The sequence below is a fragment of the Roseibium sp. M-1 genome, assembly GCF_054515675.1.
On record NZ_CM137257.1, the window covers coordinates 552,956 to 569,176 of the forward strand.

The window sequence follows — 16,221 nt, forward strand, 5'->3', positions numbered from 1 at the left end:
AACGAACGCGGTGACTTACCCGAAGCGCCCAAGGTGCCGAAGCCTGCGGATTGGCAGATTGCGATGGGTTCAGACGGCTCAATGGTTGTACTCTTTCTGCAGGGACCACCTGGCCTCTTTGCCAGGACAATTGCGGACAGTCTCGAACGTCTCGGAGCATCCACCCGTCGTGTAAACTTGTGTATGGGCGACTGGCTCGGCTGGCACGACCGGCGATGCGTGTCCTACCGCGGCCGTCTCGAAAACTGGCCGGTATGGCTCAAGGCCTACTGCCTGGAACACAAGGTCTCGCATATCATCTATTACGCGGACCGGATGCCCTATCACGTCGCGGCGGCCGAGGTGGGGGCAGAACTCGGGATCACATGCCTGACCTTCGAAAACGGGTATTTGCGGCCTGACTGGATCACGCTCGAACACGTCGGCATGTCAGCGCATTCTCGTTTTCCGGATGATCCGGATCTCATCCGGCGTGTGGGTGCTCCACTTCCTGAAATTGACCGGCAGCCGAAATACCGTTTTCCCTTCGTCAACGAAGCGGTCAACGAAGTCACATACAACATGGCCAACGTGGTCTTCGCACTCGCATATCCGGGCTATGTGCGTGACAAGCTGTATCATCCGTTGATCGACTATCTGAGCAACATACCAAGAATATTGCTGGCAAAGAGGCGCAACCGTCAGGCCTATCACGTCATCGACAATATCATTTCGACGAACCTGCCCTACTATGTGTTCCCGCTTCAGCTTCAAGCGGACTACCAGCTACGCTACAATTCCCAATACGGCCATATTGCCGAGGCGGCTGAAGAGGTCATGCGGTCGTTCGCAAAGAACGCGCCCGCCGCGGCTCTTCTGGTTTTCAAGGTCCATCCACTCGACAACGGAATGGAACCGTGGGCGAAGATCCTGCGCGTTGCGGCGCGCAAATATGGCATCAAGAAACGGGTTCATCTTGTCGATGGCGGAGACCTTGACCTTCTTCTGACCCATGCCGCCGGATCGCTGACGATCAACAGCACCACCGGCCTTCACTCTCTGCGGGCCGGTTGCCCGACCAAAGTGCTTGGCATAGCGCTCTATGATATTCCGGGTCTCACCTGCCAGAAATCCCTGGATGAATTCTGGCGACACGGGAGCAGACCGGACGAAGCGCTGCTCGATGCACTTGAACGTCTCCTGGCTGCAACCATTCAAGTGAAGGGCTGCTTCTACACCAGGGAGGGCCGTGAAGCTGCAGCTGACCAGATTGCCGAGCGCGTGGTCGCAGACACGGTGAACCTGCCGCAGGCACTATGCGATTACCCACCACGGCTTGAAAGGGCCAGGCAACGAGGGATTTCGACGACGTTTGCGGAACAGATATCTACACGAGGACGCACCGAGCGGTGGACGCATGTCTGGCGTGGCTGACTCTGGAAAAGCGCCGGGTTCGCCTCTGCCCGGCGACAGGCGTGTCCTTTTTCTCCAGGGACCGTTGTCACCGCTTTTCAGGAAAATCGGTCAGGTCCTCAAATCAGAAGGCTTCGCCGTCCACCGGATCAACTTCTGTGCAGGCGACTGGCTTCACTGGCCTGGCAGCGACTGTTTCGCCTTCAAGGGAACTCCTCAGGAATGGCCGGATTTTTTCGAGGGGTTTCTGCGCGAATACCAGATAACGGATCTGGTACTTCATGGGGATCAGAGGGTCTATCACCGCATCGCAATCGAGAAGGCACGGGTGCTTGGCATTTATGTTGCCGTTACCGAGCTCGGAGCGCTGCGGCCCGGCTGGATGACCCTTGAACGCAACGGCCTGTCGACGCTCAGCCACTTTCCATCTGATCCTGTAACCATACGCGAGATTGCCTTGAGGGCGGGTGACGTGGATCTCAGTCCGCTCTACCCTTCGACCTTCTGGCTGCAGACGGCGCCCGACGTGATCTACAATCTGAGCAACGTTCTACTGAGGCCGCTTTTTCCTCACTACGAACGCCATACGATCTATCCGCCGGTCCTGGAATATCTACGCGGTGCTGCTCGTCTGCTTGGCCAGAAGCAGAGAAACGCTGAAGCGGAACTTACGATCCAGGATCTGCAATCGACAGGCAAACGCTATTTCGTTCTTCCGTTGCAGCTCGAGGGTGACTTTCAACTGCGCCGCCATTCTCCCTATCAGAGCTTTGCACAGGTACTGGATGACGTTCTCCGGTCATTGTCAGAGCAAGCGCCGGGAGACACCCATCTTGTTCTGAAGAGCCATCCGCTCGACGTCGGATTTGAAGCCTGGCCGGTGATCGCGGCAGACCTCGCCACCCGGTATGATATGACCGGCAGGGTACACTTTCTGGACGGCGGCGGGCTCGCGAAACCTTTCGAGAAGGCGGCCGGCGTGGTGACGCTCAACTCGACCGCGGGACTGGAAGCTCTGCAGGCGGGATTGCCGGTCAAGACCCTGGTGCCAGCCTCCTACGACATCGAGGGTCTGACACATCAGGGCGATCTCGCGAGCTTCTGGCTGGGTCCTGCCGGACCGGACCCAGACTTTCTGGATGCCTATATCCGTGCTCTTGCGGCGACGACGCAAGTCCGTGGATCGATCCACAACAGGGACGGGGTGGATGTTGCCGCGCGAAACATTGCGGACCGTGTAGCAGCGCGCTGCCTCAATCCGCTCGGTGCATTCGTCGACCCACCCCCGCGGCTTCAGCGGGCTCGAGAGCTTGGAGTGCCATTATGAGGGCGCGGCGGGTGAATGTGAAGCTTGCGGATCCGTCACTACGGCCGATTGCTGTCCGGATCCTTGATGCGCTCTCTTCTGGGCATTTGCCGGAGGTCAGCGCCGGCCGCTCCTACCTGGCCGCGGGGCCGGGTGCCTTGCCGCAGTTGCTGGACCAGCGTTCAACCGATCATGTACCGCTTCTGGTGCTGGAAGGACCGACACCGCGCACTGCTCTCCGCGTGCCTGCAAGTCTGGTTCTGGTGCCTTTCGACAGCGAAACAGTTTCAGACCAGCTGTGCGGAAAAGATGGAGCCGAAGGGGCGCTTGTTTCCCTGTTCCGTCAGACTGAAGGGCTTGACCTGAAGAGCCGCACTGCCGTCGCCGGATGGCGCGCCTTGGGCCTGCAACCCGCCTCGGCCGGAGAAGCTTCGGTGCCAGGAGATGCAGGAACAGACCTTGCAGATTTTTTTCAAGGCAAGACCGCAGACCGGCCGAAGAGTTCGTTCTGGCAGCGTGTCCAGGAAGCATGTTCTTCTGCAAATATCTCCTTTGAGGATCTGCAATCGCTGCTCCTGGCAACGCGCACCGCGTGGTTCTCGCCCTATACCGGCAAACCTCTCCCGGCCGCAGAAGCCATCGAGGTCTATGCCCTAATCCGGGATCAGTGGCAGGAAAACGATGTGCCGTCTCATTGTTACGGTGCGCAATACTGGAACCATCCTTCGATTGGCGCGACTTTTTCAGGAATGGGTGGAGCCACGGTTTTTCACGAGACCTGGCCGGAGACCGTTTCGGCAGCTCAGAACGACGGCGGCCGGATCCTGTCCTGGGCAGGCCGTACTGAGACAGCGTTTGAAGTTGAATGCAGAGACAAGGAAATACCGCTTGCTCGGATCGAGGACGGTTTTCTGCGCTCCGTCGGTCTTGGCGCGGGCCTTGCGCGGGGGGCGATGCTGGCCGTCGATGACCTCGGCATCTATTACGACCCGTCACGGCCGAGCAGGCTGGAGATCCTTTTGAAGAACTATGAGGTTACGGATGAAGAACGTGCGCGCGGGCAGCGGCTCATCGACCTGATTACGGCGGCGAGGGTCAGTAAGTACAATTTTGGGAAGGTGCGTGGATTCGATTTTCCCAATGACAGACTGAAAATCCTGGTTCCGGGGCAAGTCGCCGACGATGCCGCAATCCGGAAATCCAAATCGGAGACAATCGACTGCGCCCATACGCCCAACGTCAATTTGGACCTTCTGCGTCTGGCGCGCGAACGTAATCCGGACGCATTTCTGGTCTTCAAGCCGCATCCGGATGTCGAAACGGGACTGCGCAAAGGAAGCGTTCCACGTGAGACCGCACACGCATATGCTGATGTTTACGCGAGCGATGCCAACATCATCGACCTGATCGATGCGGTCGATGCGGTCGAGACATTTTCGTCGCTTTCCGGCTTCGAAGCCCTCTTGCGCGGAAAAGCGGTAACCGTCCATGGGGCACCGTTTTATGCCGGATGGGGTCTCAGCGAAGATCTGACAGCGATCGCGGGCAGGGGACGTCGACGCAGCCTGCCGGAACTGGTTTATCTGGCGCTGGTGCAATATGCCCGAACTATCGACCCGGTTTCGATGCTGCCCTGTTCTCCGGAATTTCTGGTCCATCGGCTCTCCGAGCAGCGAAAAGACCGGAAGCACCTGCTGGTGACTTCGATCAAACGGCGGGCTTCATGGCTCGGGCGGAAGCTGGGACTCTGACCAAGATGGGAAAGGCTGCCATGGACGGGGAAACGCGTAAAGTCATCGTGCTTACCGGCGCCAGCGGCGGGATCGGCCAGGCGCTTGCCCGTGAATACGCGGCTCCGGGGATCTACTTCGCCCTGATAGCACGCGACGAGACACGGTTGCGGCCGTTGCTTGATGAATTGCGAGCGGTTGGTGCAGAGGGCGAGTTCCAGGCCATCGATATTCGCGACCGCGACAGGCTGCATGAGTATCTTGCGGACCTCGACCGCCGGCACCCTGTCGATCTTGTCTTTGCCAACGCAGGTGTCACGGCTGGCCTCGGGCCGAACCGGACCCGCGAGGCCGACGCGGACAGTGACCGGCAGATCGATGTGAACTATCGCGGCGTGGTCCACACGGTTAACGGGATCGTCGATGCCCTGCAGACGCGGCGGCGGGGGCAGATCGTGCTGATCTCTTCGCTTGCGGGCCTGCGGCCCCTGCCGGACATGCCGAGCTACAGCGCCACCAAGGCTGCGATCATCGCTTACGGCCATTCCCTAAGGGGCTGGCTGAAGCCCTTCGGTGTTTCCGTGACCATTATTTGTCCAGGTTTCATTACCTCGCCGATGTCCGCCCGACACAAGGGTTCAAAACCCCTCGAAATGCCCGCGGACAAGGCTGCCCGGTTGATGCGCCGTGCCGTCGACCGGAAACGGGCTTTTTACGCCTTTCCGTTTCTGCTCGGTTTTGGCATCTACCTGCAGAACCTGTTGCCGACACGGATTGGCGACTTGTTCATGCGCGGCTTTGGTGTGGAAATCGAACAGGACCCGCGGTATGGCGATCCGCGCAGGGAAGAAAAGCAGCGGTAAGCCGCGGCTTAACCCAGCCTTCCCGGCGCTTGCGTTATCTCGTTGCCTTGATCAACCTGTCGACGGCTGTTCCGTCCGCCCGCATCGCGTCCATTTCGCTTGCTGTGGTTTCCACAGCGCGTCTGATTTGCTCTTCTGTATGTTCGCTGGTGATGAAGAAACGGATACGCGCAGATTTTTCCGGGACGGCGGGGAAAATGATCGGTAATGCGTTAATTCCTTTTGCAAGCAAACGGTTGGAAAGCATTGCAGCACCTGCGGAATCGCCGACAATCACCGGCACAACCGCATAGCCGGCGCTCGGTCCGGTGTTCAGGCCGGCCTCTTGTGCAAGCTTCAGGAACAACGCACCATTTTGCTGCAACCGCCCGACCCGCTCCGGTTCCTGTTCCAGCAGTTCAGTAGAAGCAATCGCAGCACCTGCTAGAGCGGCGGAAAGGCCCACGGAAAAGACGAAGCCCGGCGCTGTCACCTTCAGATAGTCGCACAGGACCTTTGAGCCGGCGATATAGCCGCCGCAGGACGAGAAGGTCTTGGAAAGGGTCCCCATCCACATTTCGACTTCCGCCGGATCGATGCCGAAATGCTCGGCAATGCCTTTACCGGTCTTGCCAAGAACGCCGATGGAATGGGCTTCATCCACCATCAGCCAGGCGTCATACGCCTGCTTCAGTTTGACGATGCGCCTGAGGTCCGGGAAATCGCCGTCCATCGAATAGAGGCCTTCGACGACGATCAGCACGCGCTCGAACTTGTGCCGGTGATCTGACAACATCTTTTCCAGGGCGTCGAGATCGTCGTGCGGAAAATTCATACGGGTGGCGCCGGAAAGACGCACCCCTTCAGCGATCGAGTTGTGCACGAAGGCGTCGGTTAGAACCAGATCGCCTTTCTGCATAAGATTGCCGATCGTCGTCACGTTGGTCGCGTGGCCCGAGACCATGACAATGGCGGATTCCACGCCATGAATGCGGGCGAGGGCTGCTTCCAGTTCGCCGTGGAACGGACGTTCGCCTGCAACGATTCGGCTGGCGGAGACGCTGGTGCCGTACTGGTCGATATAGGCTTTGGCCTTTTCAGAGACTTTCGGATGACCGTTGAGCCCCAGGTAATTGTAGGAGGCGAAGTTGTCGTAGGTGCTGCCGTTGATAAGACTGGTGCCTGCCGCAAGAGCGTCATGCGGCCGAAAGAAGGGGTTTTCAATTCCCATCATGTCAGCGGCAGCACGGTGCATCTGCAACTGCTTGACCTGAGGCAGTTCCTTGAAGTCGAAAACCTTGCGTTTCGGTGCCGTTTTCGGGCGTTCCGCTGGTGTGGCGGCGCGTCCGCGGGCGGAATGCCGGTTTGCCTTCAAGCTGTCCATCAGCTTGGCGCGATCATCTGCGCCCATGCATGTTATTCCCTTGTTTGATCCGCCTACAGGAAGGAACCGAGTTCACGGCTCTTGTTCTCCACTTCAGCTGCGACGTCCGAAAGATCTTCCGTTTGCGGTCGCTCGTCATCCATATGCAGGCTGGCAAGCTGCTTGGTTTCATCCGAAATTCCGGACGCGACTTCGTCACCCAGAACACGATTGGCGACGCGGCCGGACAAGTCAATCAGCGTCGCGCCATTCGCGAGTGACATCAGCGGAATATCAATACCGAGCTGACGTTCCGCACTCATCCTCAGTTCCAATGCCATCAGGGAATCCATGCCGATATCCGACAGAGGCTTGTGCGGGTCGATTTCTTCCGGTGCAATCCGCAGAATCTTGCCGATTTCAGCAGCAAGCAGTTTGGCAACCGTATTTGCTGCAGTTACCTGGTCCATGCCTTCCAGCATCGCTGCCAGATCAATCGCACCGTCTGCACCGGCATCGTCCTCGTCGCCTAGACCAAGCAGACCGACCAGGGGAGTGCCGACCAGGGCGAGATCCTTGCGGGCGGCCTGCCAGTCGATCCTGGCATAGCCGAGTGCCGCTTGGCTTACATTGCTGCTGTCCGGCAGGGCTATCAACGCCATCAGGCCGTCAAGAGCCTCCCGGGCCGTCAGAGCATGCCGGCCGAGCTTGCGCGACAGCATCTCGTTGACGTCCTCGTTGCGGGCTAGATAGCCGGCGTCTGAAATAGCTCCCCAGGCGACGGCGAGTGCGGGACGTCCTTTTGCACGGCGGCGGCGGGCCAGCCCCTCCAGATAGCCATTGGCAGCTACGTAATTGGCCTGGCCCGGGTTGCCGACAAGCGTGGTGGCCGAGGAATAGAGCACGAAGTGATCCAGCGGATCGTCAGCCGTCAGCCGGTCGAGCAGTTCCGCGCCCCGGATTTTCGGTGCCAGGACCTTGGTAAGGCCGCCATGATCCATGTTGGCGATCAGAACGTCGTTCAGCACCATGGCGGTGTGGAAAACACCCTTTATCGGTTTGCCTCCGTCGCGGATAGCGACAAGCGTCTTCTTTACGGCAGCTTCATCGGTGATGTCGCAGGCATAACCGGTGATCGCGACGCTGCGTTCTTTCAGTTGGCCGATGACCTCCTGCGCCTCTTCGCTGGCATCGCCCCGGCGGCTCAGAACGGCCAAGTGGCGCGCACCATGGTCGGCAAGCCGGTGCAGCAGTGCCGCGCCAAATCCGCCGAAACCGCCTGCAATCAGGTAAACGGCGTCGCCGTCAAAACAGATCTCCGACCTTGCCGGTAGGCTTTCCGGCACTGCGGGGGGGCGGATAACTATCTTGCCGATATGGCCGGCCTGCTGCATCAGCCGGAATGCGTCCACCACGTCTGCAGCCTCGAAGACGCGATGCGGCAGCGGCCGCAATGTTCCGTCTTCGAACAGCTCCACCAGCTTGACGAACAGATCTTCCGCCAGCTTTGGCTGGCGGGTCAGCAACTGATCGGCATCGATCCCGAAATAGGTCAGGTTCTGCCGGAACGGCCGGAGCCCGATGCGGGTGTTGCCGTAGTAGTCGCGCTTGCCGAGCTCCAGGAAACGGCCGAACGGTTTCAAGACCTCGATGCTGCGTTCCATGGCTTCGCCAAAGAGCGAGTTCAGCACCACGTCAACACCTTCACCGCCGGTTTCCTGCATCACCGCATCGACGAAGGCGAGGCTGCGCGAGTCCAGTACGACATCGGCGCCGAGCAGTTTCAGCGTGTTGCGCTTGTCTTCCGATCCCGCGGTCGCAATGATCTTGGCCCCACGCCACTTGGCGATTTGCAACGCTGCCAGACCGACACCACCCGCACCTCCGTGGATCAGCACGGTTTCGCCTTGCGAGAGGGCGGCTAGATGCACCAGGGCATAATAGGCGGTGAGGAAGGTCACCGGGATGGTTGCAGCCTCCTCGGCCGACACGGTACTCGGCATCGGGGCACAGCCGCTCTCGTCCACGGTCACATGTGAAGCGAAGCAGGCTGGGGCAAAGGTGATGACCTTGTCGCCTGGCTGGAAACGGGTCACGCCCGGCCCGACGCCGGTCACACGCCCGCAGCATTCCATACCTAGGGTCGGGCCGGCAAAACCGTCTTCCAAAGCTTCTTCCGGAAGCAGGCCAAGGGCCCACATCACATCGCGGAAATTGAGGCCGCTGGCCTCGACGGCGATTTCGATATCCTTTGCCCCGAGCGGTTTGCGCTCGACGACCTGCCAGGACAACTGGTCGAGGGAGCCCTGGCGCCGGATATCGAGCCGCATTGCCGCCTCGGCGCCTTCGGGAAGGGTGGCGTCGGAGAGGACGCCGCCCTTAACGAGACGGATACCGGAACGGGTTTTGCTGTCGAGCACGATTTCGCGTTCGCAATTGGCGACCAGGATCTCCTCCGCGACCCTGGCCGCGGCGATCCCGGGTTCCAGGTCTGGCGAAACGTCGATCAACTTCAGGCTGGCATCGGGATATTCGTTCATCACGACGCGGCCGAAGGCCCATATCGCGGCCTGTTCGGGCGCTGCCGCCTTGCCGCCGGCAATGTCCTGTGCCCCTGCCGGTGCAAGAAGGGTGATTTCACCACCGTCAGCATCAAGCGCTTTCAACAGGACCATCAGGCTATGAGCTCGGGTGTCCACCGACGTCAGGGCGTTGTCCCGGGTGGCATAGGCACCGAGGAGGTGCACGATCCGTCCCCGATGAGCGGCAATCAACTGCCGCAACGCTTCGTCGGCGCCGTCAGTTTCCCCTTCTACGCCGAGCGCGGCGCTCCAGATGCCGTCTCCGAGCTCCTCGGTGACTTCGCCGGGAACGAGCAAAGTGGCGGAGTGTCCCTGCTGCGCAAGGCACGCCTTGAGCCCTTCGGCCAGCCGGTAGGCCGGTCCTTCGGTTTCCGTCAGCAGAAGATAGTTTTTGTTCTCCGTTTCGTCCTCGGCGGCAACATCCTCGACAGAGCTTGCCGGCACTTCGGCCATTCGGGCACAAACGAAGTCTGCTTCGACGAGCGTACTGTTCAACGGTACGGTTTCAATTGCTGTGAGGCCTGCAGCCTCGAGGGTTCGGGTCCAATCAGATTGCTGTTTTGAGAGCGGAAATTCAGCGGTCGCCGTCGCATCCCACCAACTCCTGCCTACGCCCATGATGAGATCGGTGAGCGGATGCGGCAACGCCTCTGCACACAGAACCAGGCCGCCGGGAACAAGGGACCTGACAAAGCGTTTCAGAGTGTCGGGGTCGATCTCGGCGAGCGAGGTGTCAAAAAGGACGAGATCGAAATATCTTTCGTGCTCGAATTCTCCTTCCGACGGATCGGCAAAACTGGTGGCGGAGCTTCCCTGCCAGAGACGTTCACCGCGGCCGACTGCGGCTGGATTCGCATCCGTGACAGTCAGTTCCATGTAGGTCGGATCGATCCTGGTGTCGATCGCCGCTGCCAGACCGCTGGCAGCTCCTACCAGCAGAATGCGCAGCGCCTGATCTTTCGGCCAACCGGCCGTCAGGCTTTCAGCGGCTGCGCGCAGCCCGCCGGACAGAGCCCGTTTCGCCGGCGAAGAGGTTCGGTAGGCTTCGAACAGGCTGGAAGAATATTTCTCGCCGACCGTATTCACCAATCCGGTTTTTAGTATCTCAGGCAAGCCCGTCAAAAGCCTTGCCAGCAGAGCCGCTTCGGCAATGTGCTCGCCGCCGACCTCTGTCAGGGCCTGCAGTAACACGGCAGCAGAGGGATTGCCGGAAGGATCAGACAACAGGTAGCCATCATCACTTTCGTCGCACAACCCACTGCCTCTCAACCAGCCCAAAAGGCTCGCGGCAAGCGGAACGGCGCTTTCATCCAGCTCTCCCGTGGCAACGAGGCCCGGCAAATCAATGCGCCGGTCGCCAAAGAGATCGAACAATGTCTGGTGTGCAATGGTTCGTCCAAATGCCTCAATCAGGACACGGCTGTCATCCAGCTCCAGATCTTCTGACCCCAGAAGGCCAAGCTCTTCTGCAAAGTCGCGGAGCCCTTTGAAGCTCGCCCGAAGAGGCGACACTCGGTCCTTCTCCGGGAGGATGGTCGCGATCTGCCGGTAAACGAGATCGTCTGGGCGGGTGAAATGGCCTAGCGTTACGGCCTTGAAACGGGCCTTGGTAAGACGCGCGATCGTAAGGCCTTCCGCATCCAGGTACTCAAAGCTTGCCTCTATTGAGCGTGGCGAGGCCTTTGTTACTTCGATGCGGACTGCCGCCGGCTTCGCTTCGGGCATCAACAGGCGGAACGTACCGACGCGGATCGGCAGGAAGGAAGTGTTCTGCGGTACATCCTTCACACCGTCCAATAGTGCGAACAGGCCGTGGAAACCGGAATCCACAAGGGTTGGACACAGCGCGAAACCGATCTCTGAAACGCTTTCGTCCTGGGCCAGCAACTTGACCGTGGCAGAGGTGTCAGAGTGCTTTTCGACCTTGTCCACCCGGCGGAAAACCGGCCCGTAATTCAGGCCGAAGCTTCTTGTAACCTGGTAAAGCGTATCGTTGTCGAGCACGGAAACGGTGTCAGTCCCCTGGTGCAGCCAGGGCTGCCTGGAGGACGTCGACGGTGTCAGGAAGGTGCCACGGGCATTGAGCGACCAGTCGTTGTCGGAAAGGCGGGGCCGCGACAGGACTTCGACAACGCGGTCGTCCGGCGAAATGCGGACCTGCGTTTCCCACACCTCGTCACCTTCGATGACGAGCGGCCTCAGGATGTCGAAATCGCGCAATTCGATCTGGTCGCCCAAGTTCCAACGCAACGCAGCGCGCAGGCTCATTTCGAGATAGCCGGCTGCCGGGAACACGACACTGTCCTCGACCTTGTGGTCCTGGAGGAAGGGAAGGGATCCGCTGTCGATGTGATTGAACCATTCAGCCGTATCCTGACGCAGCCGGTATCCGAGCAGCGGCCAGGTCTGGCCGAACATGAAATTAACCTGCTCCGGGCTGTTCTCCGGGCGATATTCGGAATTTTGCCAGGGATAGGTGGGCAAAGACACCAGACGCGCAGGCCGCTTGCCGACAAACCGGTCGAGATCTGTCTGACCTCCGTGGGCGAGAATGGAGGCGGCAATCCGGTCAAGCGGGTTGCCTAACGGTACCGAAGCCGTTTTCTTTGAGGGTTCCTTGAGCGTTTCCAGAACCTTCGCCTGCTTGCCCTTGGCGCGCAGGAGGTCATTCACATAGGTGCCAAGGACTGGCTTGGGGCCGATTTCGACCAGAACAGCGAAATTCTCGGCTGCCATATTCTCCATGGCTGCAGCAAAGAGGACCGGTTGGCGGACATTTTGCCACCAGTAATGTGCGTTGACCTCAACGTTTCTGTTGTCCGGTGTGACCGTCGAAAAGAAGGGCAGGGAAGGTTCGGAGCACGACAGGCCATTCAAGGCGGCCATAAGCGGCTTCTCGATTGGATCGACCAGTGCACTGTGGAACGGATAGGCGAGGTTGAGCCGCCGCATGGCCCATTTCTTCTGGCGCGCAAACTTGGAAAAGGCGTCCAGACTGTCGCTGTCACCGGAAATGGTGACGCTGCGAGGGCTGTTGTCCGCAGCCAATTCCAGCCGTGGCAGGCCGCTTTCCTTGATCGCCGCAATTGCCTGGTCGGCAGGCCGGAGCAGAGCTGCCATCGAGCCGAGGTCGCGGACAACCTCCTGTTCACTGGACCGGGCCCGGATGACACGAACGGCTTGTTCGAGATCGAGGGCACCGGCACACCATGCCGCAGCCACTTCTCCGACCGAATGGCCCGCGGTGCCGGCGGCCGTGATGCCACGTTGCCCAAGCGCTTCGACTATACCGACCTGGATCGCAAAGAGCAGTGGCTGGGCTATTTCCGACCTTTCCAGGTCAGCCTCGAGCTCTTCCGCAAACAAAGTCGTGACGAGCGACCAGCCGCTCAGCCCCATGAAGATCTTGTCGACCTTGTCGAAGGCTTTGCGAAATGAAGTATCGGCCTGATAGGCTTCCTGTCCCATTCCTGCCCACTGGGAGCCGTTGCCGGAAAATACAAAACCGACCTTCGCATTCGGCTTGATGATGTTTCCGGTTATCGTGTCAGGCTGTTCTTCGCCCGTTTCGGCGAATGCGCGCAGGGCAGCTGTTTTTTCAGGCGTCGATTTGCCAAGAACGACCAGCCGCTCTGATAGTAGATCCCGGCTGTGGACGCTGGAGGCTACAAGGCTACCTGCCACGTCGTCGATTTCTTCCAGGCGGTCGGCAAATCTTCCGGCCAGCTCTCGCAAGGCTTCCCGGGATCTGGCACTGATGACAAGCGGTGCATCGACCGGCGCATCCGCCTCAGCAATGGTGACCGGATCCGGGTCGCCGATCACGGCGTGGGCATTTGTGCCGCCAAAGCCGAAGGAATTGATCCCTGCAAGCCGCCGGTCAGCTCGGCGCTCAAGTGCCACCGCCTCGCCGGCGACCTTGAGATTGAGATCTTCAAATGGGATGTCCGGATTCGGGGTCTGGAAGTGTAGCGATTTCGGGAGCAGGTCTTCCTCGAGCGCCATTACTGATTTCAGAAGGCCGACCAGACCGGAGACGGGCTCGAGATGGCCCACATTGGTCTTGACGGAGCCGATCGGCAGGGCGGCCTCGCGCTTTTGTCCGATTACTTTTCCGAGTGCATCGGCTTCCGCCGGATCGCCCACGCGGGTGCCCGTGCCGTGGGCTTCCACAAAAGCGAGATCGGATGGAGGGATCTCCAGGCCTTCATAGATCTCGCGAAGCAGGTCCGCCTGGGCATAGGGAGAGGGAAGGGACAGACCGACGGTGCGCCCATCGGCGTTGATGCCGGTCGCAAGTACTTTTCCGTGACTTCTGGCACCGTCAGGGATACCGGCACGGGCTGCGCGCAGCACGATGACGGCACCGCCCTCGGAGCGCACATAGCCATCGCCATTGGCATCAAAGGCCTGGCAAAGACCAGTGGGCGACAGCATTGTGGCACGGGAGAACCCGACAAAGGCGAAGGGGCTGAGCAGCAGGCTGACCCCACACACGATCGCGGTATCGATCTGGCCACTTTCGAGGGCCGAAACGGCTTCGTGAAGGGCTACAATGGATGACGAACAGGCCGTGTCGACCGTGAAGCTTGGACCGCGAAGGTCATAGATGTACGAAATGCGGTTGGAGACGATCGACAACGTGTTGCCGGTCATGAACTGCATGTCGGCCATGGCCGGGTCGACCAGGAACCGGTGATGGTAATCGAGCGACGAAGCGCCGACATAGACGCCGGTGGAAGTACCGGCGAGATCACTCGGCCGGATGTTGGCGTGTTCCAGCGCTTCCCAGACGAGTTGCAGTAACAGTCTTTGCTGCGGATCCATCTGCACGGCTTCGCGCGGGGAAATACCGAAGAAGGCTGGGTCGAAGCCCCAGACATCGTCCAGTTGACCGGCGGCCCAGGTATAGGACTTGCCGGAGGTGCTCTGTAGAGGATGGCCGAAGCGCGAAAGCGGCCAGCGGTCCTTGGATACGGACGTTACGGCGCAATCGCCGTTTTTCAGCAACGACCAGAATGCGGCGTTATCTTTTGCTCCGGGAAGACGGGTCGAAAAGCCAAGAATATCGATATTTGATGTAAGCGACGCCACAGAACAACCTGCTTTTAAGAGTTGATGCTGATCAAGTTGTTGTTATTATTGATTAAATCAAGAAATGCAGATGGCCATACCTTCTTGCTCCCTCAAATAGAAAACCCACCTGGCCAAGTTTTTCCCGCGACGCCAAAATTCAAGTCTAACGCATGCCCAAATGCCTTTCCAGCTGTCACGGGTGCATAGGGCCGGCAACCCTTAGCTCATGCTGCGCGTGCGTGGAAGGCGTGTTACCCGAAAAACGTGATTTTTCGATGTCGCTTCGGCAAACTCAAAAATGAAACAATATTTGCACCTGTAAACAAAAAACGCCCTGCCGAAGCAGGGCGTTCCATATGCTGATAGACAGATCAGACGTTGCTGTCGGGGAACGACGCCTTCCGTTCGGCCATGAAGGCCAGAAGGGCTTCATCGATAGCCGGGTCGAGTTCGGGACCTGTATAGGCCCTCAATTGCTCCTTCCAGCGCGCGTTTGCCCGTTGCGCCGCGTCCAGCTTGCCGTCAGCCAGCCATTGCTCATAGGAATTGTTGTCGGCGATCGACGAGCGGAAAAAGGCGCTTTCGAAATTGCGCTGGGTGTGGGCCGCTCCAAGGAAATGACCTCCGGGACCGACTTCCTGCAGGGCGTCCATCGCCATTGATTCATCTGAGATGTCGATGCCTTTGGCCAGGACATGCATCATGCCCAGCTGGTCGGCATCCATCACGAATTTCTCATAGGAGGAACACAGACCGCCTTCCAGCCAGCCTGCGGCATGGAGGCAGAAATTCACACCCGATTGCAGAGTTGCCAGGATCGTCTGGGCCGATTCCTGCGCCGATTGGGCGTCCGGCACCTTCGAAGCGGTGAAGGATCCGCCGGAACGGAACGGCAGGTTCAATCTGCGCGCGAGCTTGGAAGCCCCGTTCAAAAGCAGCGAGCCTTCCGGGCTGCCGAAAGTCGGTGCACCTGATTGCATCGAAATCGAGCTGACGAATGCGCCGAAGACCACCGGGGCGCCCGGGCGGATCAACTGCGTCAAGGCGCAGCCGGCGAGAGCTTCCGCCAGAACCTGGGAGAGCGTGCCGGCGACAGTGACCGGGCTCATGGCGCCTGCCAGAATGAACGGCGACACGATGCAGGCCTGGTTGTGGCGGGCGTAGACCTTTAGCGCACCGAGCATGGTGGCATCGAAGACAAGCGGCGAGTTGGCGTTGATCAGCTGGATCATGACGCAGTTCTGGTCGACGAACTCCTCGCCGAAGGTGATCTGCGCCATCTTGACCGAATCTTCGGCCCGTTCCGGCGCCGTCACAGAGCCCATGAACGGTTTGTCGGAGAACTTGATATGGGAATAGACCATATCGAAATGGCGCTTGTTGACCGGCAGGTCCACCGGTTCGCAGACCGTACCGCCGGAGTGGTGCAGCCAGGGCGAGATATAGGCCAGCTTCACGAAATTCCGGAAGTCTTCGATTGTTCCGTAGCGGCGGCCCTTGTCGAGATCCGTGACGAAAGGTGGGCCGTAAACCGGAGCCAGCACGAGGTTGTTGCCGCCGATTTCAACGTTGCGTGCAGGGTTGCGTGCATGCTGGGTGAATTGGGACGGTGCCGTCTTCACCAGTTCCTGCAGCATCCCCTTCGGGAAGCGCACCCGTTCGCCGTCGATCTCGGCTCCGGCCTGCTTCCAGATGGCGATCACTTCCGGGTCGTCCCGGAATTCGATGCCGATTTCCGAAAGGATGCGATCTGCCTGAGCTTCAATCCGCTCAGCGCCTTCGTCGCTCAGAACGTCGTAGAATGGTATATTCCGCGAAATATAGGGGACGGCTTGCCCGCCGGGCCCTGCCTGCCGGCGTTCCCGCCTGGCGCTTCTTCCTCGACGGCCGGATGTGGCGGCGTCTGACATCATGTGGCTCCCAAGATGAT

Annotated in this window: 7 protein-coding genes; 4 read left to right on the forward strand and 3 right to left on the reverse strand. The window is 59.6% G+C overall.

Going from position 1 to position 16,221, the window contains the following annotated elements; translation table 11 throughout:
* Nucleotides 1-81: 81 nt before the first annotated feature.
* From ACX3M4_RS02615 to ACX3M4_RS02630, 4 genes are read left to right on the forward strand one after another with little or no spacing between them, the layout of a single operon-like run.
* Nucleotides 82-1,413 carry a capsule biosynthesis protein gene (locus tag ACX3M4_RS02615; protein WP_459357042.1) on the forward strand — a complete coding sequence of 444 codons (1,332 nt, stop codon included), beginning with the start codon at nucleotides 82-84 and terminating at the stop codon, nucleotides 1,411-1,413.
* Nucleotides 1,397-2,719, forward strand: coding sequence for a capsule biosynthesis protein (locus ACX3M4_RS02620; RefSeq protein ID WP_459357043.1), 1,323 nt, complete (start codon nucleotides 1,397-1,399; stop codon nucleotides 2,717-2,719). Before ACX3M4_RS02615 ends, ACX3M4_RS02620 begins: the two co-directional genes overlap by 17 nt.
* A complete protein-coding gene (locus ACX3M4_RS02625; RefSeq protein ID WP_459357044.1) occupies nucleotides 2,716-4,449 on the forward strand; it encodes a capsular polysaccharide export protein, LipB/KpsS family in 1,734 nt (577 codons plus the stop codon). Before ACX3M4_RS02620 ends, ACX3M4_RS02625 begins: the two co-directional genes overlap by 4 nt.
* A 20-nt stretch (nucleotides 4,450-4,469) precedes the next feature.
* The gene (locus ACX3M4_RS02630) at nucleotides 4,470-5,291 is read left to right on the forward strand and encodes an SDR family NAD(P)-dependent oxidoreductase (RefSeq protein ID WP_459357045.1); all 822 of its coding nucleotides are present in this window, start codon (nucleotides 4,470-4,472) and stop codon (nucleotides 5,289-5,291) included.
* Nucleotides 5,292-5,325: 34 nt separating this feature from the next.
* Here ACX3M4_RS02630 and ACX3M4_RS02635 read toward each other — a convergent pair whose 3' ends face one another.
* The 3 genes from ACX3M4_RS02635 to ACX3M4_RS02645 all read right to left on the reverse strand — a co-directional run bounded on the left by ACX3M4_RS02635 (nucleotide 5,326) and on the right by ACX3M4_RS02645 (nucleotide 16,201).
* Nucleotides 5,326-6,681, reverse strand: coding sequence for an aminotransferase class I/II-fold pyridoxal phosphate-dependent enzyme (locus ACX3M4_RS02635; RefSeq protein ID WP_459357046.1), 1,356 nt, complete (start codon nucleotides 6,679-6,681; stop codon nucleotides 5,326-5,328).
* Nucleotides 6,682-6,707: 26 nt separating this feature from the next.
* On the reverse strand, nucleotides 6,708-14,309 hold the full coding sequence (locus ACX3M4_RS02640) for an SDR family NAD(P)-dependent oxidoreductase (RefSeq protein ID WP_459357047.1): 7,602 nt from the start codon (nucleotides 14,307-14,309) through the stop codon (nucleotides 6,708-6,710).
* 353 nt (nucleotides 14,310-14,662) lie between these two features.
* Nucleotides 14,663-16,201, reverse strand: a complete 1,539-nt coding sequence (locus ACX3M4_RS02645) for a trimethylamine methyltransferase family protein (RefSeq protein WP_459357048.1) — start codon at nucleotides 16,199-16,201, stop codon at nucleotides 14,663-14,665.
* Nucleotides 16,202-16,221 lie beyond the last annotated feature (20 nt).